General features: G+C 59.2%; 18 protein-coding genes and 1 riboswitch. Of the genes, 6 read left to right on the top strand and 12 right to left on the bottom strand.

Annotated features, from left to right (window positions below; all coding sequences use genetic code 11):
* Positions 1-62: 62 nt before the first annotated feature.
* Both Q7F15_RS04155 and Q7F15_RS04150 read left to right on the top strand, forming a co-directional pair.
* Positions 63-2282, top strand: coding sequence for a ribonucleoside-diphosphate reductase subunit alpha (locus tag Q7F15_RS04155; protein WP_371808899.1), 2220 nt, complete (start codon positions 63-65; stop codon positions 2280-2282).
* 23 nt (positions 2283-2305) lie between these two features.
* Complete coding sequence (locus Q7F15_RS04150) at positions 2306-3334, top strand: ribonucleotide-diphosphate reductase subunit beta (RefSeq protein ID WP_304415521.1); 1029 nt, start codon at positions 2306-2308, stop codon at positions 3332-3334.
* 71 nt (positions 3335-3405) lie between these two features.
* Here Q7F15_RS04150 and Q7F15_RS04145 read toward each other — a convergent pair whose 3' ends face one another.
* The 9 genes from Q7F15_RS04145 to Q7F15_RS04105 all read right to left on the bottom strand — a co-directional run bounded on the left by Q7F15_RS04145 (position 3406) and on the right by Q7F15_RS04105 (position 13981).
* Entirely contained in the window at positions 3406-5034 is a 1629-nt protein-coding gene (locus tag Q7F15_RS04145) for a long-chain fatty acid--CoA ligase (protein WP_304415148.1), read from the bottom strand.
* A 172-nt stretch (positions 5035-5206) separates the two neighbouring features.
* The gene (locus Q7F15_RS04140) at positions 5207-6427 is read right to left on the bottom strand and encodes an ROK family transcriptional regulator (RefSeq protein WP_304415147.1); all 1221 of its coding nucleotides are present in this window, start codon (positions 6425-6427) and stop codon (positions 5207-5209) included.
* A 111-nt stretch (positions 6428-6538) separates the two neighbouring features.
* Complete coding sequence (locus Q7F15_RS04135) at positions 6539-7621, bottom strand: M24 family metallopeptidase (protein WP_304415146.1); 1083 nt, start codon at positions 7619-7621, stop codon at positions 6539-6541.
* Positions 7611-9326: a phospho-sugar mutase gene (locus Q7F15_RS04130; protein WP_212132104.1), complete on the bottom strand. Its 1716-nt coding sequence runs from the start codon at positions 9324-9326 to the stop codon at positions 7611-7613. Before Q7F15_RS04130 ends, Q7F15_RS04135 begins: the two co-directional genes overlap by 11 nt.
* Positions 9327-9350: 24 nt before the next feature.
* A complete protein-coding gene (gene galE, locus Q7F15_RS04125; protein WP_304415145.1) occupies positions 9351-10346 on the bottom strand; it encodes a UDP-glucose 4-epimerase GalE in 996 nt (331 codons plus the stop codon).
* A complete protein-coding gene (galT, locus tag Q7F15_RS04120; RefSeq protein ID WP_212132105.1) occupies positions 10346-11344 on the bottom strand; it encodes a galactose-1-phosphate uridylyltransferase in 999 nt (332 codons plus the stop codon). The genes galE and galT overlap by 1 nt, the downstream gene beginning before the upstream one ends.
* Before the next feature lie 54 nt (positions 11345-11398).
* On the bottom strand, positions 11399-12595 hold the full coding sequence (locus Q7F15_RS04115) for a galactokinase (protein WP_212132106.1): 1197 nt from the start codon (positions 12593-12595) through the stop codon (positions 11399-11401).
* A gap of 204 nt (positions 12596-12799) precedes the next feature.
* On the bottom strand, positions 12800-13141 hold the full coding sequence (locus Q7F15_RS04110) for a hypothetical protein (RefSeq protein WP_171565886.1): 342 nt from the start codon (positions 13139-13141) through the stop codon (positions 12800-12802).
* 129 nt (positions 13142-13270) lie between these two features.
* Positions 13271-13981, bottom strand: coding sequence for a copper homeostasis protein CutC (locus Q7F15_RS04105; RefSeq protein ID WP_171565885.1), 711 nt, complete (start codon positions 13979-13981; stop codon positions 13271-13273).
* Between the two features lie 169 nt (positions 13982-14150).
* Positions 14151-14194: riboswitch (PreQ1 riboswitch) on the top strand.
* Between the two features lie 82 nt (positions 14195-14276).
* On the opposite strand from Q7F15_RS04105, the gene queC reads away from it, so the two are divergent.
* Genes queC through queF form a run of 4 tightly spaced genes read left to right on the top strand, consistent with a single transcriptional unit; the run spans position 14277 to position 16698 of the window.
* The gene (gene queC, locus Q7F15_RS04100; protein WP_268255203.1) at positions 14277-14948 is read left to right on the top strand and encodes a 7-cyano-7-deazaguanine synthase QueC; all 672 of its coding nucleotides are present in this window, start codon (positions 14277-14279) and stop codon (positions 14946-14948) included.
* Positions 14948-15436: a 6-carboxytetrahydropterin synthase QueD gene (queD, locus tag Q7F15_RS04095; RefSeq protein WP_304415144.1), complete on the top strand. Its 489-nt coding sequence runs from the start codon at positions 14948-14950 to the stop codon at positions 15434-15436. The genes queC and queD overlap by 1 nt, the downstream gene beginning before the upstream one ends.
* Entirely contained in the window at positions 15433-16161 is a 729-nt protein-coding gene (gene queE, locus Q7F15_RS04090) for a 7-carboxy-7-deazaguanine synthase QueE (RefSeq protein WP_304415143.1), read from the top strand. The genes queD and queE overlap by 4 nt, the downstream gene beginning before the upstream one ends.
* 39 nt (positions 16162-16200) lie before the next feature.
* Entirely contained in the window at positions 16201-16698 is a 498-nt protein-coding gene (queF, locus tag Q7F15_RS04085) for a preQ(1) synthase (protein ID WP_171565881.1), read from the top strand.
* A 168-nt stretch (positions 16699-16866) separates the two neighbouring features.
* Here queF and Q7F15_RS04080 read toward each other — a convergent pair whose 3' ends face one another.
* The 3 genes from Q7F15_RS04080 to Q7F15_RS04070 form a co-directional block, all read right to left on the bottom strand.
* Positions 16867-19752, bottom strand: coding sequence for a WG repeat-containing protein (locus Q7F15_RS04080; RefSeq protein WP_304415142.1), 2886 nt, complete (start codon positions 19750-19752; stop codon positions 16867-16869).
* A 270-nt stretch (positions 19753-20022) separates the two neighbouring features.
* Entirely contained in the window at positions 20023-20961 is a 939-nt protein-coding gene (locus Q7F15_RS04075; RefSeq protein WP_304415520.1) for an NAD(P)-dependent oxidoreductase, read from the bottom strand.
* Positions 20962-21153: 192 nt separating this feature from the next.
* On the bottom strand, positions 21154-22941 hold the full coding sequence (locus Q7F15_RS04070) for a sigma-54-dependent Fis family transcriptional regulator (protein ID WP_212132112.1): 1788 nt from the start codon (positions 22939-22941) through the stop codon (positions 21154-21156).
* Positions 22942-23072: the final 131 nt, after the last annotated feature.

Raw genomic sequence — 23072 nt, 5'->3', positions numbered from 1 at the left:
AGAGGATGCTTTTTTCATGAACCGCAAAGGAGAGGGATAGATTGCAAACGGTTGTCTCTGGCATTGACCAACGTATTACATCGCTGATTGGCGACATTCTGGCCGATTTTCCCCGGCTGCGCGCAGATGCCGTCATCCAGTCGGCGGCCATCAGAGCCAAACACAAAACGCTCACGGAACAGGAAGCGGCAAAAATCGTTGCCATGTCGGCCGCCGAACTGATTTCCAAAGAGGAGCCGGAATGGACCTACGTCGCCGCCAGGGCGTACCTCGCTGCCCTGTATCACGAAGCGGCCCGCAGCCGGGCGTATTCCTTTAGTCCTGCGCGTCCCTACGGTTCGTTTTTGAACCTGTTGAAACAGCTGGTGGAAAAGGGCATTTACAAACAGGAACTGCTGACCGCCTACCGTCCGGAAGAGATTGCGGAGCTGGAACGGGAGATTGATCCGGAAAAGGACAAGCTGTTTACCTATTTGGGGATCGTGACTCTCGCCGAGCGGTATTTGGCGAGGGATTACACCGGCAGCCTGTATGAACTGCCCCAGGAGCGGTTTATGGTCATCGCCATGCACCTCATGCTGCAGGAACCCCGCGAAAAAAGACTCGCGCTGGTAAAGGAAGCCTACTGGGCGCTCAGCCATCAGTACATGACCGTGGCAACGCCCACCATGGCGAATGCCGGCAAAGCACGGGGCGGACAGCTCTCCAGCTGCTTTGTCGACACGGTCGACGACTCTCTGCAGGGCATCTACGATTCCAACACCGACGTCGCCCGGCTGTCCAAGATGGGCGGCGGCATCGGCGTGTACATGGGAAAAGTGCGGGCGCGCGGCTCTTCCATCCGCGGCTATGAAAACAAATCCAGCGGGGTCATCCCGTGGATTCGCCAGCTGAACAATACGGCGGTCAGCGTCGACCAGCTCGGAACGCGCAACGGCAGCGTTGCCGTGTATCTCGACGTGTGGCACAAGGACATCCTGGCGTTTCTCGATTTGAAAATGAACAACGGGGACGAACGCCTGCGGGCGCATGACATCTTTACGGGTGTGTGCATCCCTGATCTGTTCATGGAAGCGGTGGAAAACCGGGCCGAGTTTCACTTGTTTGATCCGCATGAAGTGCGCACCGTCATGGGCTTTTCGCTGGAGGATTGCTACGATGAGGAGCCCGGGCGAGGCACGTTCCGCGAACGGTACGAGGCGTGCGTGCGGCATCCCCGCTTGAGCCGCGTGACGGTACCCGCCATCGAGATCATGAAGCGGATCATGATCTCCCAGCTGGAGACGGGCACGCCGTTCATGTTCTACCGGGATACCGTCAACCGCGCCAACCCCAACAAACATGCGGGCATGATTTACTCCAGCAATTTGTGCACGGAAATCCTGCAGAACATGTCGCCCACCACGGTGACAGAAGAAGTGCTGCAGGACGGAGAGATCGTGATTCGGAAAACGCCGGGCGATTTCGTCGTCTGCAATCTCTCCAGCATCAACCTGGGGCGCGCCGTGCCTGCCAACGTGCTGGAGCGGCTGATCCCCATCCAGGTGCGGATGCTGGACAACGTGATCGATGTGAACCGGATCGACGTCCTGCAGGCCCAGCAAACCAACAAAAAGTACCGGGGCATCGGGCTGGGAGCGTTTGGCCTGCATCATCTGCTGGCGCTCCAGGAAATCAGATGGGAAAGCGAAGAAGCGGTCGCCTTCAACGACCGGTTGTTTGAACGCATCCATTACTTGACGATTCGCGCCTCCCTGGAACTGGCGAAGGAAAAAGGCGCCTATCCGCTCTTTTCGGGCAGCGAATGGGAAAACGGCAGCTATTTTGCCCGCAGGGGCTACAATTCGCCCGAGTGGGAGGCGCTGGCCAAAGAAGTGGCCCGGCACGGCATTCGCAACGGGTATCTGATGGCGGTCGCTCCCACCGGCTCCACGTCGCTGATCGCCGGCTCCACCGCTTCCGTCGACCCGGTGTTTGAACCGGTCGCCTACGAGGAGAAGACGACGTACAAAATCGCCAATCCCGCTCCCGATCTGACTGCCCGCACGATGTGGTACTACAAGGGAGCCTATCACCTCGACCAGCATTGGTCGATCAGACAGGCGGCCGCCCGCCAGCGCCACCTCGATCAGGGGCAGAGCATCAATCTGTATGTCCGCCCCGACATCCACGCCAGAGAGCTGCTGCAGCTCCATCTGGAGGCATGGAAGCAGGGGCTGAAGACGACCTACTACGTCCGCAGCCGGGCCGTAGAGATTGATGAGTGCGAAGCCTGCACCTGATCGCGGAAAGGAGAACGGATATGCTGCAGAAGCAAAAGGTATTTGATACAAGCGCGCCCAACAGGTCAACCAAAATCATCAACGGCGAGTGTTCCGGGGTGTTGAACTGGGATGATATCCGCCACCCGGCGATGTACAAGCTGTACAAGGTGCTGATCGCCAACCACTGGATTCCGTCCGAGATTTCGATGAACAAGGACAAGCAGCAGTTTGCCGAACTGACGCCGATCGAACAGGACGCCTTCAAGAAGATTATCGGGCTGCTGGCTGTGCTCGACAGCATGCAGACCAACTTTGTGACCGATGTCGGCCAATACTTCACCGACTCGTCCCTGGTGGCCATTGCCGCCATTATCAACCAGCAGGAGGTGATTCACAACCAGTCCTACTCCTATGTGCTCTCCAGTCTGGTCGACTACCAGACGCAAAAGGACGTGTTTGAATACTGGAAACACGACCAGGTGCTTCTGGAGCGCAATCTGTTCATCGCCGACATGTACCAGCGCTTCCGGGACGACAAAACCCCCCAGACCTTCCTGGAGGCGCTTGTCGCCGACATGATTCTCGAAGGGGTCTTCTTCTACACCGGGTTTGCGTTCTTCTACAATCTGGCCCGTCATCAAAAGATGCTGGGAACCAGCCAGATGATCAGCTACATTCAGCGGGACGAGGCGCAGCACACCTACTTTTTCGGGGAAGTGTTCCAGCTCCTGCTGGCCGATTTTCCCGAACTGGATACGAAACAAAACCGCTCCTTCGTGTATGAGAAGATGAACCAGGCGGTTGCATTGGAGATGAAATGGGCCCGCCATGTGCTGACAGGCGTCGAGGGCATTGACTTTGACGAATTTGACCGCTACATCCGTTATATCGTCAACAAGCGGTTGGACATGATGGGTCTGGAAAAGGCGTATGAGGGCGTGGATAACTGCATGCCGTGGATTCGGCCGTTTTCCGACGAAGCCCTGAATCAAACCAAAACGGACTTCTTTGAAGGAAAATCCCGAACGTATGCCAAGGTGACAAAAGAAAACGGATTTGACGAGCTGTAATGGCGAAAAACAACTTTTGTGTCAACAAAAAAACCAGCGGGCAGCCAATATCCCGCTGGTTTTTCCGTTGCTTACCGGACATCTGTTTGTGCGGTGAAATGATGCTGGAACTGTTCCCGCAAGGCGCGTTTCATGAATTTCCCCACGGTCGTCTTGGGAATCTCGCTCACGAAGACGATGTCATCCGGCAGCCACCATTTGGGAAACTGCGGAGCCAGGTACGCGAGCAGCTCTTCTTTGGTCACCTTGCCTTCGCTGCCCGCCTTTGGCACCACGCAGGCTACGGGCCGCTCGTCCCACTTGGGATGGGGAACTCCGATGCAGGCAGCTTCCAACACTGCCTCGTGGGCCATGAGCGCGTTTTCGAGATCGACGGAAGAAATCCATTCGCCGCCGCTCTTGATCAAATCTTTCGTCCGGTCGACCAGCTTGATGGTCCCTTCTTCGTCAATCGTCGCCACGTCCCCTGTATGCAGCCATCCGTCGATAAACGCCTCCTGGGAGCGTTCATCCCGGTAATACTCATCAGCAATCCACGGTCCGCGGACGAGCAGTTCTCCCATTTCCTGTCCATCCCATTTCACTTCACCATGGGGGCCGACCACCTTGACTTCCAGCCCGGGTACCACCATCCCCTGCTTGGCGTACACATCCAGTTTGGCTTCCAACGGCAAATCCTGCTGATAGCTTTTCAGGCGGGAAACGGTAACGAGGGGGCTGGTTTCGGTCATGCCATACGCATGCAGGACAGGGATGTTGAACTTCTCCGCGTACGCCTTGATCATCCCTCTGGGCGCAGCGGAACCGCCGCAGACGATGTTGCGCAGGCTGCTGGTGTCGTAACGTCCTTTTTCCAGCTCCTGGTACAGGCCCAGCCAGATCGTCGGGACACCTGCAGCAACGGTTACCTTTTCGGATTCGATCAATTCGGCCAGCAGCTGCGGAGTGAATCTGGGGCCGGGCAGCACTTGGGTCGTCCCGAACCACGTAGCGGCAAACGGAAGTCCCCAGGCATTCACGTGAAACATGGGAACGACCGGCATGCAGACATCGGACTCGGACAGCGCGAGCGAATCGACCAGCCCAATGCCCATGCAGTGCAGGACAATGCCGCGGTGCGTGTACACTACTCCTTTCGGCTTCCCTGTCGTGGCTGACGTGTAGCACATGCCGGCAGGTTCATTCTCCTGGATATCGATGGGGTACTCAAAATGGGGATCGCCCTCACGCAGCAATGCTTCGTACGAGTAAAGCGGTTGGAGGCTGGAGGCGGGCAGTTCGTCGTGATCCGTCATGAGGATGTACGCCTTCACTGTATGGAGGTGATCCTTGCAGCCCTCAATGAGCGGCAGCAGGTCTTCGTCGATCAGCAGCACCTGATCTTCTGCGTGGTTGATGATGTACGTGATGTGGTCGGGGGAAAGACGAATGTTGATCGTATGCAGCACAGCTCCCATCCCCGGGATGGCGAAATACGCCTCAAGGTGCCGATGGTGATTCCACGCCAGTGTCCCTACGCGATCGCCGCGCTTGACGCCCAATTTTTTCAGGGCACTCGCCAGCCGGCGCGTTCGTTCGCCGATCTCTCCATACGTCAACCGATGAATCCCGGTCGCCGTTCGGGAGATCACCTGTTTCCTGGAAAAGTATTGTTCCGCCCTTTCCATCATAGGCGCGATGGTCAACTGGACATTCATCATGCGCCAACCACCCCCTGCACAAGTACAATTATTATTTTGAAAATACATACTATTTTATACTATATTGCCGTCCGAAATCCTTCTGCAAACGAGAAACGAGCCCTGGGTTGCCTGCCTGCAAAACCCAGGGCTCACATTTGTTTCGGGGTACGTGCCTAAACGCCTGTCACATCTATGTCGCATAATCAGGAGCGAACAGTTTTTTCAGCACCAGCGTGACCGCGCCGATCGCCGTGGCGTGATCGCCCAGCCTGGAGAGTGTGATGGACGCGGCTTCTGCGGGCGTCTGCAGCGCCCGGTTGCGCACCGTCTCGTTGACCGCCTGCAGCAGAAAATCTCCCGCTTTGGCCACTCCTCCGCCGATGATCACCCGTGCCGGATTAAGGACGTTGATTACAGCGGCGATCCCGATGCCCAGGTAACGTCCCGCAGCCTGCAGCACCTCAATGGCCAGCGCATCCCCCTGCAGCGCGGCTGCATGGACGGTTTCGCCGGTGACCGCATCCAAGTCTCCGCCCGCCAGTTCGGCGATGATGCTTGTTCGGCCCCGCTGCAGCTCCGCCTTGGCCCTGCCGGCGATCGCCGGACCGGAGGCGAGGGCTTGCAGACAGCCGTAGTTTCCGCAACTGCACTGCGGCCCTGCGGGATCGACAGTGATGTGACCCAACTCGCCGGCCGTGTGGGTGGTTCCGTCAAACAGCTTTCGGTCGATGATGATCCCGGCCCCGATACCCCGTCCTACATTGACGCAGACGAAGTGATCGATATTCTGGCCGCTGCCGAACCAGCTTTCGCCCAGCGCCATGGCCCGCACGTCATTTTCCACTTCCACCGGCAGTCCAAACGCAGTCTGCAGGCTCTCACGAATCGGAACGTTGCGCAGGTTCAGGTTGGGGGCGTAGATCGACACCCCTTCGGCCGGATTGACCAATCCGTGCATCCCTACGCCAATCCCGATCACGGATGCTTTGTTCAACCGATTCCGGTCCATGATGCTGCGGACGGCCTCTGCCAGCAGCGCCAGCAGACGTTCGCCGGTCAGACCGGCGGGCATGCTGACCCTCAGCGAGTCGAGAATCTCGGCATCCAAATTGGTCAGCACCAGTTTGATGTCTTGCGTTCCCACGTCGATGCCGATTACCTGAAATGCCTGAGCATGAATGCGCAGCAAAATGGGTTTGCGGCCTCCGCTGGAGACGCCCAGATCGCTTTCGATCACCAGACCGGATTCCAGCAGTTCGCCGACGATATTCGTAACCGTCGGAGCGGTCAACTGCGTCCGTTTTGCAATGTCGGCGCGGGAAATGGGCCCTTCGGTGCGGATGACGTTCAGGATCAGCGACTTGTTCAGCGATTTCATCAGCTGAAAGCTGCCTGCCATGCCTCGGACCATGCATATCCCTCCTTTCACGTCAGCGTGCCCGATGTGCACAATCCACACACCAGTGATACCACAAGCCGCTGTCCGGTGCCAGTCCGGTCATTTGTTCCGCTGTCTTTAGACCTAGCGGATCAGGATGTCCGGCCGCAGGTACGTCCGCCCTTCGCTTGCCGCCTCCATGTACACCCATTCGCCCGTGTGCGTGATGAATTCAATCTCTTCCTCGTGAACGAGGAAGGTATCTTCCATCTTGATGCCGCGAATCGTCGGATTCCAGGCGTAGGCCTGCTGCGCCCGGACGACGCCTGTTTCGCCCGGACCGACGAGAAATTCGCGGGGGGCGTATCCGCTTGGCCCTCCCTGATGCAGCAGCCGCCAGTCGTCAGGGTATCCCGCCCGTTTGTACGCTTCAATCCCCCGCTGCAGGATGTCCGCCAGCTTCGCCCCCGGTCGCGTCGCCGCAATCATCGCCACCTCGATCTCCGCCAGCTTCCGCTTGTTTTCTTCCAACTCGGGCGCAAGGTCCCCGAAATGGACGAAGCGGGTGGCGTTTGCCACCAGTCCCCCTTTTTCCGCACACAACACGAGCATGGCGTAGCGATCCAGCTGCTTCTCCGTCGGAATTGGATGGCGATAATGGAAAATCCGCTCGTCCGTGGCGACCAACAGCACCTGCGGGTTGATTCCTTCTCTCAGCAGCTTGGCCGCGAGATGGGCGGCGATTTCGTGCTCCGTCCACCCCCGCTGGAGCTCCCGGCAGGTGGCTTCGAGCGCCTTGGCCGCCGTTTGCCCCAGCTGGCGGTAGCGCTCCATCTCCTCGCCTGTCAGCGTGGACCTGATCTGCGCCAGTTCACTGGCCACATTGGGCAGGTGATGGAACCAGACGTCGGCACCCACAGCTTTTCCCGCGCACAACTGCAGGATCGCTTCATCGGTTCCTTCATACCATTCAGGCGTGACGAACTCGCAGCCAAAGCCGGCCAGTTCCTCGTCACGAATGCGGGCGGCTTCCATCCGCGTTGTAATGCAGTACATGCGGTCGGACAGGATCAGCAGGTCCGCCACGCCCAACTCCGTCGTGTTGACGATGTGGTTGTCCCCTCCTCCGGTCGCCCAGGCGAAATTGGACCGTGTGCGGAGCAGCACCCCGTCCAGATTTTGCGCGTTCAAAAACGCCCGTATTTTCGTTACTGCCTCAGTGGGCATGGCACAGGTCACTTCCTTTCGTCATTCCGATAAACTGCAAAACGTCCGTTTTCAAGCGGTTGAGCCGTTCGCTCGCATCAGCCGCATCCGTTCCCTTTACGCCAAAGTAAAACTTGATCTTCGGCTCCGTGCCGGAAGGACGGGCCGCAAACCACGAACCGTCCGCGAGCAGGACTTTGATTACGTCGGCCGGCGGCAGCCCATCAATTCCGGGCAGATAATCCTTGCGTGCGGTCACCGCAGCATCACCCACCCGTTCAGGCGGCTCTTTGCGCAGGCGCTCCATCAGCTGCTGGATTCGCTTGGCACCCTCCCGGCCAGTCCACGTGAACGATACCAGCGCTTCCTGATAAAACCCTACCTGTTCATACAGCGCCAGCAGCACCTGATGCAGGCTTTTCCCCTGCTTGGCGTAGTAGGCTGCCATCTCCGCCGTCAACATGCACGCCTGCACCCCGTCCTTGTCGCGGCAAAAATCGCCGATCAGATAGCCGCAGCTCTCCTCGTAGCCAAAGAGAAACGTCTTCTCTCCCGTCTTCTCCCACTGCCGGATGGCTTCCGCGATATGCTTGAAGCCGGTCAGCGTCTCCACTGTTTCCACGCCGTACCGGGCGGCAATCGCGGCGCCCATCTCCGATGTGACGATCGTCTTCACGATCGCCCCGTTGCCGGGCAGCGCTTGTCGTTTTGCACGCTGAGACAGGATGTAGTCGAGCAGCAGCGCTCCCAACTGGTTGCCGGTCAGGCGGACAAATGCGCCGCTGCCGTCCCGCACCGCGACGCCAACGCGGTCGGCATCGGGGTCGGTGGCCATGGCCAGGTCGGCTTCCGTCTTTTCGGCCGTCTCGATCGCCAAGGCGAACGCCGCCGGGTCTTCCGGATTGGGAGAGGCCACTGTCGGAAAATCGGCATCGGGCCGCTCCTGCTCCGGCACGACGGTCACATGCCGGAAGCCGATGTCGAGCAGCGCCCTCTGCACCGGCGCGCTGCCCGTTCCGTGCAGCGGCGTGTAGACGACGCGGTAGTCTGCGTTGTTCTCCCGGGATTGGAATGCCAACGTGCGCAGCCGGGCGGCATAGGCCTCGTCCATCGCTGCGCCTATCTCTTCCAGCAGCCCCTGTGCCGCAGCATCCTCCGCGTCCGCCAGCGGCACCGCCAGTTCGTCCACGTCCGCCAATTCCGCTGCGATTGCCTCCGCCGCGTCCGCGGTAAGCTGGGCACCGTCGGCTCCGTACAGCTTGCAGCCGTTGTATTCGGGCGGATTGTGACTCGCCGTGATCATGATCCCGGCGGCCGCCCCCAGATGGCGAACGGCAAAGGAGAGTTCCGGCGTGGGACGCACACCTTCAAACAAATACGCCTTTACCTGGTTGGCCGCCAGGACCAGCGCCGCCTCCCGGGCAAATGCGGAAGACTGTCGCCGGGAGTCGTACGCGATGACCACACCCCGCCGCATCGCAGCGTCCCCCTGCCGGACGAGGAAACGAGCCAGGGACTGCGTCACCTTGCGGACCGTGTAGCGGTTCATCCGGTTGGTGCCGGCTCCCAGAACGCCGCGCAGTCCGCCGGTGCCAAACGTCAGCGACTGGTAAAACCGATCTTCGATTTCACGCTCGTCTCCTTCGATTTGGAACAGTTCCCGTCTCAGGTCCGGGTCCAGCTCCTCATGCCGAAGCCATCGTTCGTATTCTGCCTGCGCGTTCATTTCACATCTGCCCCTCCTCTCTCTTTACCGGTCCACACTGGCGTAGCCGTGCGGGTGGCGGCGGTGCCAGTTCCACGCGCTCGCGATGATCGTCTCCAGCTCAGGGCAGCGCGGCTGCCAGTTGAGCAGCCGTTTCGCCTTATCGGCGGAAGCGACCAGCACGGCCGGGTCGCCCGCCCGCCGGGGGCTAACTTTGGCGGGAATCGAATGGCCCGTCACCTTCCGCGCGGTGTCGATCACCTGTTTCACGGAAAAGCCCGTGCCGTTGCCCAGGTTGAACACATCGCTCCGGTTGTGCGTGCGGAGGTAGTTCAGGGCGAGCCGGTGTGCGTTCGCCAGGTCCATGACGTGCACGTAATCGCGAATGCACGTCCCGTCTTCGGTCGGGTAATCGTCGCCAAACATCTCGATCTGCTCCCGCCGCCCCAGCGCCACCTGCAGGACGAGCGGAATCAGGTGGCTTTCCGGCTCGTGGTCTTCCCCGATCAGCGCATCCGGGTGGGCGCCGGCCGCGTTGAAGTAGCGCAGCGAGATCGACTTCAGTCCGTACGCCTGGTCGCACCAGCGAAACATCTTTTCCATGGCCAGCTTGGTCTCGCCGTACGGATTGGTGGGCACCGTCGGGTCTTCTTCCCGGATCGGGATGCGCTCAGGTTCGCCGTAGACGGCCGCTGTCGATGAAAAGACCACCTTGCGGACGCCGTGCTCCAGCATCGCCGACACCAGGGTATGAGTGCCGATCACGTTGTTGTCGTAATAGCCAAGCGGATCGCGGACGCTCTCCCCGACGAGCGATTTGGCCGCGAAGTGAATCACCGCTTCGATCTCATGGGCGCGGAACACCTCGTCCAGAAACCGCCGGTCCCTGATGTCTCCGCGGTACAGCGTGCCGCCAAGCACGGCCCGCTCGTGTCCTGTGCGGAGGTTATCCACCACGACGACCTCTTCGCCGTGGGCGAGCAGCTCCGCCACGGTGTGACTGCCGATATACCCTGTTCCACCTGTCACCAGAATCGCCATTATGCGCCGCCTCCCTCGGGCAATCGCCCATCTTTTTGCAAAAACCGCCGATACGCTTCCCGCAGCCGGGGCGCCGTCTCTTCCACGGACTGCGGATTGGTCGCCGCCCACGCTCCCATCTCCGAAGAGGCGTAGAACTTGATTTTGTCCCGATCCCGCAGCGGCGTGTAAAACTCGATGTGGAAATGGTAATAGTCCTCCACGTCGTCGCCGTTGACGGGGCGTTGGTGCATGACCATCATGTACGGGAACAGCCTATCGAACAGTTGATCCATCGCTCCGGTGGTGTCGCGAAGGATCGCGGCCAGGCTGCGTTTTTCCTCCGCAGTAAAATCGGTGATCGCCGTTTTGTGCTGTTTGCTGACGATAAACACGCCGTACGGGTAATCCGTAAAAAAGGGCAGGTAGGCGAGAAAGTGGTCGTTCTCGATGATGACCCGCTGTTGGAAGTTCTTCTCCTCGTCATTCATCTGGCACAGCAGGCACTTGCCCGTCTCTTGATAGTGCAGCTTGCAGCTTTCCAGCTCCTGCCTGATTTTCAGCGGCATTTTGGAGTAGGCGTAAATCTGTCCGTGCGGATGGGGCATGGTGACCCCACATTCTTCGCCCCGGTTTTCAAAAATCAGCACGTACTGGTGGCGAGGGTCTTTTTCCAGTTCAGCAAAACGCTCCGCCCACAGGTCGACCAGCTTGACGATATGATCAACAGAAAGTTCCGGCAATGTTTTCGTGTGATCGGGCGAGTACAAAATCACCTCGCACTTCCCGTACGACTTCGCCGTTCGGTACAGGGAGGTCTGCACCGGGTCCGGTTCCGGCGGATCGGGCGTCAGCACGGGAAAATCGTTGTCGTACTTGTACACGTCGTAGTGGTCCGGCACCTTGCCCGAGCCCGGGCAAAACGGGCAGTAATCCTTGGGCATGTGCGGACGGTGCTGCCTGTTGGACGCCACCATCGTCCAGTCGCGCAGCAGGGGATTGTAGCGCAGTTCAGCCATTGGCCAGATTCCTCCTTGCTCTCGTTCGTTTCGTTTTCAGGATGCTTGCAGAGGTTACGCGGAAGGAGGCAGGACGATTTCGCCCGCTCCGTCTCCGAGCTCGCACACGTAAAAGTCGGGTACCAGCCCTGTGGCTTGCGTGTAACGTCCGGCAACCTGACGCTTGAACGCGTCCACGGCGTCCGCCTGCACCAGACTGACCGTGCAGCCGCCGAACCCTGCCCCCGTCATGCGGGTGCCGATGCAGCCGTCAGCCTGTGCCGCCGCTTCAAACAGCGCATCCAGTTCGCCCCCGGTCACTTCGTACAGGTCGCGCAGCGATTCATGCGAAGCTTTCATCAGGCGGCCGAACGCGTGCAGATCACCGGCTGCCAGGCATTGCGCCGCCTGGATGACCCGCTCGTTTTCGGCGACTACATGCTCCACCCGCCTGCGAATCACCTCGTTGGAGAGGGACGTGCTGACCTGCCGCCACTCGTTGCCGGAAAGATCGCCCAGCGAGCGGAGATGCGGCAGACGCTTCTGCAGTTCGCTTAATCCTTCCTCGCACTCCCGGCGGCGTTCGTTGTACGTGGAGTCGGTCAAGGACCGCCGCTTGTTGGAGTTGGTAATCACCAGCTTGTATCCGTCGATGCGAAACGGCACGTATTCGTAAGTCAGCGTGTCGCATTTCAGCATGATTGCATGCTCCTTTTTCCCCATCCCGACCGCGAATTGATCCATGATCCCGCAGCGCACCCCGACAAAGCGGTTTTCCGCCCGCTGCGCCAGTTTGACCAGTTCCATCATCGGCATATCGATCCCCGCCAGGGCGGTCACGGCCACAGCGGCCGCCAATTCCACGGAAGCCGAAGACGACAGGCCCGCCCCGTTGGGAATGTTTCCGAAAAACAGCAAATCGGCCCCCTTCAGCAGCGGAGCGCATTCCGGCAGCGCCGTCAGTTCATGTACAACGCCCTTGGGATAATTGGCCCATCCGTCTTCTGCCCGGTAGACGATGCGGGACGCTTCACACGAGGTTTTCCCGGGAAAATTGACGGAAGCAAACCGGTACACCCCGTCCTGCCGGGGAGCGGCCAGCGCCCAGGTACCGTACGTGAGGGCGGCGGGAAACACATAACCCCCGTTGTAATCGGTATGCTCCCCGATCAGATTGACCCGCCCCGGCGCAAAGAAGACGCGGACGTCTTCCCGTATGCCAAACTCCTCGCGAAATCTCGCGTGCAGCTGTGCGTAGATCTCCACAGACATCACCCTTTCCTTTCTCCTCTCGCCGGCATGATGTCGGCGGCAGCCCTTTCGATTCCAGGTGCTTGCCAACGTCAACCCCTGCTTTTCCGGCTGCCAACCGGCAGGGCCGTGGAGAGTGGGAAACATACTTTATTAAATTAATTAAATAATACAATGTTCGAAATTGATTCTCAATCATTGATTTTTTAGTTAAGGACGCCCTTCTCAGTACCTTTTGTCTTTCGTGTAGATAAACTGCGGACTCATGAACGACGTAATCATTACTTTTGATTTGTCATTCTTCACTTCATATATGCGTTCGCCATGTTGTGTTTGCCCGATCAGTTTGCCAAACGTAAAGGCTGCCGGATCAGCAGAAATATCCCAGTAGTAAACATCACCATTGATCGTTACCTTACTGATGGAATATTCAGTGCCATTAAAAACCACCACTTGTACGTTGCGTTCTAACGAATATGTGGGGACGTTGAGCAGCTTGTAAATATTAAGGCTTACGAGCAATAGGATGATAAAAAATGCACAAATGATAAAGATTTTTCCCTTCATATATCCTCATCAGCTCCTTGGCAGCAATTAACGTTTTACTTGCGGGCAACTCCGGCGGATGGAGTCGTACCCTCTCTTTTCGTGGCCCAATCATTACGCATCCGCCGCTGCCGTCATTTTGCTCCCGGCTCAATGGCCGGGCCGTTCCAACATCAGCGTATGTAGCGCCGCTTTTACCGCCGCCACCTTCGCCTCGTCCACGGGCTTTTGCGCCTGGCCGTCTTCGCGGACGCCGGTGCCGAAATGGACTTCCGTCGCGCCGGTAGAGCGGATCACATCAGCCATCGTCGTCAGCGTCAGTCCGCTGCCGGCCATGATGGACAGATGCGTCCCCGCGGTCAACCGCACCAGGTCGGCGATCCGCTCCGCTCCGTCCAGCGCGCTTTTTTGTCCCCCGGATGTGAGAATCCGCCGCACCTGCGGATAGTGAAGCAGCACGCTTGCCGCTCCCAATTGGTCGGCGGCTTCGTCAAAGGCGCGGTGGAACGTGACGTCCAGCCCTTCCGCTTCGGCCAAAAGCTCTTCCAGCGCTGCCGTATCCACCTCACCCTGCGGCGTCAGGGCGCCGAGGACGATGCCCGCCGCACCGCTCTCGCGGATGACGCGGATGTCTTCGCGCATTACCCGCAGATCGTCGGCCGTGTAGCAAAACGACTGGCTGTGCGGCCGTACCATGACGTTGACCGGGATGGAGACGGCTTTGACCACCGCGTCGATCAAACCGCAGCTGGGCGTCACGCCCCCTTCCAGGATGCCGCTGATCAGCTCAATCCGATCCGCCCCTCCCCGCTCTGCCCGTTTGGCGTCCTCCACTGTCGTCGCTATCACTTCCAATACCATCGCACTTCCTCCGTTCTCGTGTCTTGCATAGGTAACTGGCCGCAGCCGATCGGACTGATGTAGCAAGCCAAATAACGGCAGTCCGCGCTGACGGCAAAAATAGTGTATAATCAGAATAGCCATGCCCATACCGACTGACAACTGCATACTGGAAAATCCATGCGCACGCATGGGAGAGGTTCGCGAACTCCCTCTATAAAAAACTAAGGTGAAAAACAGTACCCTTGGTATTGTTTTGTTTTTTTTGCAGGATTCAGTTCAAGAACTCTCTTTCTTCCACCACAACGCAAAGGAGATGGAGAGCATGAAACAGGAAAAAGCCGTCGTCGTCTTCAGCGGCGGCCAGGACAGCACGACCTGCCTGTACTGGGCGCGCAAGCAGTTTGGCGACGTGGCCGCGATTACGTTTGACTATCAGCAACGGCACAATCTGGAGATCGAATGCGCCCGGCAAATCGCCGAGGAATTGGGTGTAGAACACACGGTATTGGACATGAGCTTGCTTAATCAGCTGGCACCCAACGCGCTGACCCGAACCGACATTCCGATCGCCCAGGAAGACGGCCAGCTTCCCTCCACATTCGTGGACGGCCGCAATCTGCTGTTCTTGTCGTTTGCCGCCGTCTTTGCGAAACAGCGGGGGGCCCGCCATCTGGTCACCGGCGTGTGCGAAACGGACTTCAGCGGGTATCCCGACTGCCGCGACGCGTTTATCAAGTCGCTGAACGTCACGCTCAACCTGGCGATGGATTATCCGTTCGTCATCCACACGCCGCTCATGTGGCTGAACAAGGCGGAGACCTGGAAACTGGCCGACGAATTGGGCGCGTTTGACTATATCCGCGAAAAAACACTCACTTGCTACAACGGCATCAAGGGAGACGGCTGCGGCGAATGCCCCGCCTGCAAGTTGCGGAAAGCCGGCCTGGAGGCCTACCTGCGGGAACGCGGGGAGGTGAAGGCCTGATGAGCGGCTTTTTTGACTTCCGCATTGTCGACCGGCTGCAAACGCTGGGCAAAGAGATTCAAAAAGAACAGCTTCGCTATCACCGCAAGCGGGTGCTGGTCAGCAAGGAGTTTACCTTTGACGCCGCTCACCACCTGCACGCCTACGAAGGAAAGTGCAAAAACCTGCACGGCCACACCTACAAGGTGGTCTTCGGCATCAGCGGCTATCCGAATGAGATCGGCATCGTCATTGATTTTGCCGACATCAAGGAGATCTGGAAGCGGCACATCGAAGTGTACCTGGACCACCGCTACCTGAACGAGATGCTTCCGCCGATGAACACCACGGCGGAAAACATGGTGGTCTGGCTGTTCGAGCAGATGGAGGCGCAGCTGAGCTCGGAAGCGTACCGCGACCGATATGACGGTGCCCGCGTGGAATTTGTCCGCCTGTACGAGACGCCGACCAGCTACGCCGAAGTGAGACGGGAGTGGATGTACGAGTGAACACCATTCCGGTGCTGGAAATCTTCGGCCCCACCATTCAGGGAGAAGGCATGGTGATCGGCCAGAAAACGATGTTTGTGCGCACCGCCGGCTGCGACTACCGCTGCCGCTGGTGCGACTCCGCCTTTACCTGGGACGGCTCGGCCGCAGGCGAAATCCGGCAGATGACGCCCGAGGAAATCTGGGGAGAGCTGCGCCGCATCGGGCAGGACCGCTTTGGCCACGTCACCATCTCGGGCGGCAATCCGGCGCTGATTGCCAACGTCGGGCAGCTCGTCCGGCTGCTGCGGGAGCAAAACATCCGGACGGCGGTCGAGACGCAGGGCAGCCGGTGGCAGGATTGGCTACTGCAGGTTGACGACGTGACGATCTCGCCCAAACCGCCCAGTTCCGGGATGACCACCGACTTCACCGCGCTGGATGCGATGGTGCACGCGCTGTCCGGCCGAGCCGGCGATGTGCGCACCAGTCTGAAGGTGGTCGTGTTTGACGAAGCCGATTTTGACTACGCCCGCCAGGTGCATCTTCGGTATCCGCGCGTTCCCTTTTATCTGCAGGCAGGGAACGACGACGTGGCGCAGGCCGATCTCGCCGGTCTGCGGGAGCGCTTGCTGGCGGCCTACGAATGGCTGATCGAGCGGACGATGACCGCAGCCGACATGAACGACGTCAAAGTGCTGCCCCAGCTTCACGCGCTGGTGTGGGGCAACAAGCGGGGCGTCTGACAAATGGCGCGTTTTTCAAACGAAACGGGGGAATATTGCATGGATAACCATCAGGAACGAGATCTTTCTTCGCTCACGCTGCTGGGCAACAAGCAGACGAAATACAGCTACACCTACGATCCCGATGTGCTGGAGACGTTTGACAACAAGCATCCGTACCGCGACTACTTTGTTAAATTCAACTGTCCGGAGTTCACCAGCCTGTGTCCGATTACCGGACAGCCCGACTTTGCCACCATCTACATCAGCTACATCCCGGACAAGAAAATGGTGGAGAGCAAGTCGCTGAAGCTGTACCTGTTCAGTTTCCGCAACCACGGTGACTTCCACGAGGATTGTGTCAACATCATCATGAACGACCTGATCAAGCTGATGGACCCGAAATACATCGAGGTGTGGGGCAAGTTCACCCCGCGCGGCGGGATTTCCATTGATCCGTACTGCAACTACGGCAGACCGGGCACCAAGTACGAGAAGATGGCGGAGTACCGCCTGATGAACCACGACATGTACCCGGAGAAGGTGGACAACCGCTGAAAGAACGGACAGGTGAAGCCGCGGCGCATACACCGCCACCGGCCCACCTCAAAAAAATGCCGGACGAGCCGATCGTCTGGCATTTTGCCTGTAAAAAACGTCCTGAAAAGAATGGGCGTGTTGCCATCCGGAGACACAATGAGACGCGGGCCGCCGCTTCGTCTCCCGCTAGCGTGCCGCCTGGGCCGCTTTCAGCAGCAGCGGCGCCTGTTTATTGTACTGGCGGACAAGCTGTTCGAGGTGCCGTTTTACCTCAGCCTGCGGAAGCGGAAGCGGCAGTTGGTCATACTCCCGGCCGTTCACCACGATGAGGGATCGCAGCATTTGTTGCTGCGCTTCGCTGAGCGTGGCGAAGGACAGCGGTTTCGGCTTGACGGCCGCCGCCTGTGTCCGCAGCAGCTCCTGGAAAAAGGACTGCAGGTATTCGGTGTAGTAGCTGTCTATCGACTGCTCAACACCTTTTATCCATCTCTCCCGCACCAGCCCCCGTTTTTCCGCCCAGTCCCGCAACTGCTGCTGGGTCAGAGACTGGCTCGTCTTTCCATTCACGACGTAATACATCAGCGCGAAGAAGTCGTCATCCGACAGGACAGCGCGGCGGGGATCGTCCTTGATGATCCCTTTGGCGATCAGCGCTTGCAGGACTTCGCGCTTCCCGGAATTGACCGGCAAGTTAAAGTAGAGCGCCAGGTTGGCGAAAAACACGCGCTCGCTGTTGTCCGCCTCCGGCCATCGGTACGGTTTGCCGAAGTCCGCCAGCTCAAGCGGATTGTTTCGCAACAGCTCCCTGTAGGCTGCAAACGCCTGCGGCGTCAGCGGACGATACGAGACCGCAGGCTTTTTCGTGAACAGCGCCGTGCGGAACACCTCCTGTCCGCTGCTGTTCAGGTAGCCAAAATGGCCCCCTGCGGTAAATACGAACGGCGGTGCCTGGTCGGGTGACAGGCCGAACTGGCTGAATACCTTGTCTGCCGGCTTTACGCTTTCGTATTTCGGCGGTGTCAACACGCGGAGGTCTGTCCCCAACAGGCCGTACAAACCGGTGCGCTGGTCCTGGTAGGCGACGAACCGCTGCCCGCCGACGGTTTTGATCACTTCCAGCGAGCGGTATCCGCCGTTTGTCAGCCGGTTTCCGTCTGCCGCGTAGACATCCCAACCGCCATTACCCTGAACGAAGACTAGTCCGCTATTGCTATCGACACGATAGCCGCTGATCCCCTCCAACCTGCGGGCGGCCCCGTCTCCCCCTGCGAACCACAGATCGCGTCTGCCGTCCTTCTGTACAAACACGAACAGCGCGCGCTCGTTTACCTGCCAGGCGGTAAAGCTGTGATAGCGAAAGTCGCTTTCCACCTGCAGGGAGTCGTTTGCGATCTTTACCAGCGCCAGTTCGCCCGTGTCGTTTTTTGTCCCGGCCGTGTAGATGGCTTCGCCAATGTCGATCAACATGATCGGCCGCTCGATGCTTTTATACCGAGCCGCGATCTTCACGTCTGTCGTCAGCATATTGCCATCGGGCGTGTACAGGTCTGCGGCATCACCGTCAACAGCGACCACGAGCTCGTGATCAGTGTACACGGACTGGTATGGCTTGCTGATTGGCTGCCTGGTCTCCTTTTCGATAATGACCACGTCCCCTTCCTTGTTGACAGACGCGGACAACGTGTCCGTAAGTGGGTAGATGGTCGGCTCGTTCGCATCCTGGGATGAGCCGTCCGATCGATAGATCCGCTGCTTGCCGTCTGGTCCGGTGACGGTGGCCGTTCCCGCGTACGAATCGTAGCTGATCAGCGTGTGTTCCGCAGGCGGCACGAGCAGACCCGCCTTCTGCGAATACAGCCCCACCTTTGTCCCGTCCTGCACGCTCACCATATTGTAATCGCCGATCGTGGTCACGGCGTCAAACCAGGCGTCCGGCTCCTGTACGGGCCTGCCCCACTCGCCCCGCAGGATGCCTTTCTTGCCGTCGGAGCGGACCAAAAGCCGTATCCCCGACACCCGTTCCACGCGCGGGTAGACAAACGGCACAACCGTTTCACCCCGGACGTTTTTGACGCCGTACAACCCGGTGGACGGGTCCTGTCCCAACACATAACCGCCGTGCAGGTACTCCGACTGCTTGAGCGCAAAGGAGGTTCCCCCGGCCGTCGAATGGTACGTGATGCCTCCCCCAGACACGGTGTAATAGGCGTCCGGCACATCACGCAGGACACCGACATCAGTAAAGCTGGGGGGAGCCAGCATGCCGTCTTTCCACAGGCCGACGCCCTCCTCAGCTTCCACGCGGAAGTAGCCGTTTTCCAGTGGAACCAGCGCCTTGTACTTGGGCTCCAGGAGGTATCGCCCGTTCAGGTCGATCAATCCCTGCTTGCCGCCGGATGCGATCCGGATGTACGCCGGTTTCAACCCGTTGTTCGGAACCAGCGAGGCGCGGGGCAGAGAAAACAAGGGCTTGAGGGTAACCGGATCGTACACGGTCAGTTTTTGGGCAGTGGTCGCCACCAGATAACGGACGCTTTCGTCTTCATCATCCGTTCCCCGTACCGCCACGTCCACCATTTCGATTTTCCCCTGGAACGGCGGCAGCAGCACCTTGCCGGACGGGTCCAGCAGCATGGAGGTGCTGCCGCCCATCGCAATCACCGTGGGGTATGTCCGGGACAGAAAATATGTGTGGGCGCCGGCAAATTTGCTTGGGGAAAGGGCCCGTTTCGGCAGATCAATGTACTGAAACCAGCCGCCTTTGCGGACGACGGCGATGTTTTTCCCGTCGGGGATGTCGGCATCATCCCAGACAGACGGCGTAATCTCCTTGCCGGTGCGACCGTCGAGAATCCCTTTTTTGCCGCCTTTGGTCACGACATAATAATCTCCCCGCTTGGCAGCATCGTCGAAAACCGCTTTGGTGACGAGCGAGCTGCCGTCGGTGAAGCCGATTTTGTAATCGGTTATATACGGATGAACAGTGCCCTGGCCGGCAGCCTGCCCGGTCGGCATCATCGCGCTCCATACCAGCGCGACGGACGTGACCAGGGCTGCGATTCGTTTGTTCACGTTGGGTCTCCCTTCTGTTTTGGCTGTCAATTGTAAGACGTTTCCGGACCAAAATGGTTGCGTTTCCGGTTTTCCGTATTCGCTCTGCTGCGCTCCGCTTATGACGACGGCAGGCAGTTTCGGCACATCGGTCTGCCTTCACATGCTGATAAGCAGCGACACGAGAATGGGGGTGCCAAAAGCGATACAGGACCGCGCCCGCCGGGGACTGCTCCCGGGACGGACCGGTCCTGCTTTTTGTGCCGATACATCACGTCGGCTCTCGCCTTGTCACACGGATGACGCGAACTGCTTGTCAAACCATTTGATCAGCGCCTGGGTGCCGCTGTCTTCCTCACCCTGCGCGGCCAGTTCCTCGTACAGCGATTTGGAGAGCTCCAATCCGGGGGTCATCAGCCCCATCTCCTTGGCCGCTTCCAGCGCGATGGTCATGTCTTTGATGAAATGCTTCACGTAAAAGCCGGGCGCGAAGTTGCCGGCGATCATCCGCGGCGCCAGGTTGCTGAGCGACCAGCTTCCCGCGGCTCCCGCCTCGATGCTCTGCAGCACGCGGGTGGGGTCCAGTCCGGCTCGTTTCGCGTACGCGATCGCTTCGCAGACGCCGATCATGTTGGTGGCGATGGCGATCTGGTTGCACATCTTGGTGTGCTGGCCGGCGCCGGGGCCGCCCTGCCGAATCACGTTGGTGCCCATCACCCGCAGGATCGGCTCCACCGCCGCATAGGCGTCCTCATCGCCGCCCACCATGATCGTCAGACGCGCTTCCCGAGCCCCCACGTCACCGCCGGAGACCGGCGCGTCCAAGGCAAAGAGCCCGCGCTTTTTCGCCTCTTCGTAAATCGTTCGGGCGAGCGACGGCTTGGACGTGGTCATGTCAATCAGGTAGGCGCCAGGCTTGGCATGATGCACGATACCATCCGCCCCCAGATAAATCTCTTCCACGTCTTTCGGATAGCCGACCATGGTGATGATCACCTGCGCCGCTTTAGCCAGGTCGGACACCCGGTCCATCCACGTCGCTCCCTGGGCGATCAACTCCTCCGCCTTTGCTTTGGTCCGGTTGTACACGAGTACGCGGTACCCCGCCTTTATCAAATGGGACGCCATGCTTTTCCCCATCACGCCGGTGCCGACAAATCCGATCACCACATCTTTGTTCTGTACTGTCATCGTTTCCGCTCCCTTCCGCTGATGGCTTGTTTCACACAGAGGGAACTTCTCCTGCCGCCGTCCAAAATCCTGCACGCCAGCGCCAACAGCGTGGCAATGCCATAATTGCCGGAATCAGCGCGTGGTTGACTACGGATTATACTGAATATTTCGAATACACATGCACCGGGTCGCACGGCTGCCTCGCTTCCTGCCTGATTTTCGGCACTACGGCCGGCCTCCACAATGCTGTCACATCCGCAAGTGTCCTTTGTCCGCTTCCGGGCCCAGCCGGATGCCGTAGCTTTTGATCTTCCGGTACAGCGTGTTGCGGCCGATGTGCAGCAGCCGGGCAGCCTGGGAGATGTTACCCCCGGTCGCCAGCAGCGCCTCCTCGATCGCTTTTTGTTCGTGACAGCGCAGCGAAGTCGGCGCATCATCCCGCATGGCGGGCTCGTCTATGATCACGTGCTCCGGCCTGATAACTGCTCCCTCCGCCAGAAACGACGCTTGCTGAAGCACGGCCAACAGCTCCCGGATATTGCCGGGCCAGGAGTGCCTGCACAGCTTGTCCAGCGCTTCCGGGGACAGCTCTGCCGGCGTGTCTGCATGCTTGCGCAGAAGGTGTCCGGCCAATTGTCGAAGATCACTGCGCTCTCGCAGCGCGGGCAAATGCAGAATAATGCCTTTTAGCCGGTAGTACAGATCAGCCCGAAAACGGCCCGCCTGCACCTCAGCCGGCAGGTTCCGGTGCGTGGCGGCGATGACGCGGACGTCCACCCGTCTGGCCACGGCACTGCCCACGGGCGTGACCGTTTTTTCCTGCAGCACCCGGAGCAGCGCAGCCTGTGCACGGAGGGACATGTCTCCGATCTCGTCGAGAAAGATCGTTCCCCCGTTGGCCGCGACAAACTTGCCCGGACTCCCTTCTTTTTGCGCGCCGGTAAACGCTCCTTTCTCGTATCCGAACAGTTCGCTCTCGATCAGGGTGTCAGGAATGGCACTGCAGTTGACCGCCACAAACGGCCCCCGTCCGCTGGCCGCATGGATCGCCTGGGCGAACAGCTCCTTCCCGGTCCCGCTCTCCCCGGTGATCAGGACGGCCAGCGAGCTCCCTGCCGCTTTTCGGGCCAGCTCCTTGGCCCGGAGGATGGCCGGACACTCTCCGTAGATGTCGGCAAAGGTATACGGGCCCCGCTCCTGCCGGGATGCCTTTTCCCTGGAATGGCTTGTCCCGATCGCAACAGAGCGGTAGACTCGCTGTGTCTCGTCCTTGATCGGGATCACCTGGAAGTGGGATTTGGGCGAAAAGGTTTGACCGAGGCAATCTTCTCCCAGGAGGCGGAGGGCAGCCCGGTTGGCGCCGGTCACGCGCCGGTCGGCGTCCAGCGTCAGCAGCGGCAGCGGATGGTGGTCAGACACTGCTTCCAGCTGCCGCAGCGTAATCAGCTGCTCCTTTTCCATCTCTTCGATCATGAAGCGGTTTTGCAGCAGTTCGGCGGCAAGCGGCGCAAAAGTCGCAATCACCGGGTGGAACCGGTCGTGCAGACCGCTGATGTTGATGACCCCGAGAAAGTCCCCGTTTTTGCCGTACAAGGGGGCCGAAGCGCAGGTGAGGAAGCGGTTTTCCACAAAATAATGCTCGCTTCCCCTTACGAACGCCGGCTTTTTCTCCTCGATCGCCACTCCGATGGCGTTCGTTCCTTTTCTCGATTCGTGCCAGTTGGCGCCCACCTGAAGCTGCACCTGAGCGGCGCGGTTGGCAAATTCAGCATCGCCGCTGGCATACAGGATCGTCCCCTCCCGGTCGGTCAAAAAGACGACGCAGCCAAACTGCCGGATGACCGGATACAGCTTGGAAAAGACCGTTTCGGCATGGCTGACCAGAGAGCGGTGCCGGTCGATCAGTTCCTTGATCAGCGTGCCGGTAATAATCTGGTCATCCGCCTTGTCATCCGGTTTGAGCCCGCGTTCATGAGAGCGCTTCCACGACAAGGCAACATCAGGCGGGAAGTCTGACAGAGACACCTGATCGAACATCAATAGGCCTCCTTTCCGATCATTACGTACTTCTATGGTACCATAATCGTCCGAATCTTATAAATGTTCCGTTTTGGAGCACCGCTGTTCCATTATGGCACAGGCAGCCGGAGCAATGTTCCACATTTCGC

Origin of the sequence: Brevibacillus aydinogluensis (assembly GCF_961514395.1) — a bacterium.
In the GTDB taxonomy this organism is placed as follows: domain Bacteria; phylum Bacillota; class Bacilli; order Brevibacillales; family Brevibacillaceae; genus Brevibacillus; species Brevibacillus aydinogluensis.
Note: the sequence above shows the minus strand (reverse complement) of the source record. Positions and strands in the feature narration are given on the sequence as shown.

Bases quoted from the DNA above. Each gene is read 5' to 3' on its own strand.
- Q7F15_RS04140 (WP_304415147.1), bottom strand. From the start codon at position 6,427: ATGGTCCGAGGCATGGCAGGCAGCTTTCAGCTGATGAAATCGCTGAAC.
- galT (WP_212132105.1), bottom strand. From the start codon at position 11,344: ATGGCTGAACTGCGCTACAATCCCCTGCTGCGCGACTGGACGATGGTG.
- Q7F15_RS04145 (WP_304415148.1), bottom strand. From the start codon at position 5,034: ATGATGAATGTCCAGTTGACCATCGCGCCTATGATGGAAAGGGCGGAA.
- Q7F15_RS04135 (WP_304415146.1), bottom strand. From the start codon at position 7,621: ATGCCCACTGAGGCAGTAACGAAAATACGGGCGTTTTTGAACGCGCAA.
- Q7F15_RS04070 (WP_212132112.1), bottom strand. From the start codon at position 22,941: ATGTTCGATCAGGTGTCTCTGTCAGACTTCCCGCCTGATGTTGCCTTG.
- queF (WP_171565881.1), top strand. From the start codon at position 16,201: ATGGATAACCATCAGGAACGAGATCTTTCTTCGCTCACGCTGCTGGGC.
- galE (WP_304415145.1), bottom strand. From the start codon at position 10,346: ATGGCGATTCTGGTGACAGGTGGAACAGGGTATATCGGCAGTCACACC.
- Q7F15_RS04110 (WP_171565886.1), bottom strand. From the start codon at position 13,141: ATGAAGGGAAAAATCTTTATCATTTGTGCATTTTTTATCATCCTATTG.
- Q7F15_RS04115 (WP_212132106.1), bottom strand. From the start codon at position 12,595: ATGTCTGTGGAGATCTACGCACAGCTGCACGCGAGATTTCGCGAGGAG.
- Q7F15_RS04130 (WP_212132104.1), bottom strand. From the start codon at position 9,326: ATGAACGCGCAGGCAGAATACGAACGATGGCTTCGGCATGAGGAGCTG.
- queC (WP_268255203.1), top strand. From the start codon at position 14,277: ATGGAGAGCATGAAACAGGAAAAAGCCGTCGTCGTCTTCAGCGGCGGC.
- queD (WP_304415144.1), top strand. From the start codon at position 14,948: ATGAGCGGCTTTTTTGACTTCCGCATTGTCGACCGGCTGCAAACGCTG.
- Q7F15_RS04105 (WP_171565885.1), bottom strand. From the start codon at position 13,981: ATGGTATTGGAAGTGATAGCGACGACAGTGGAGGACGCCAAACGGGCA.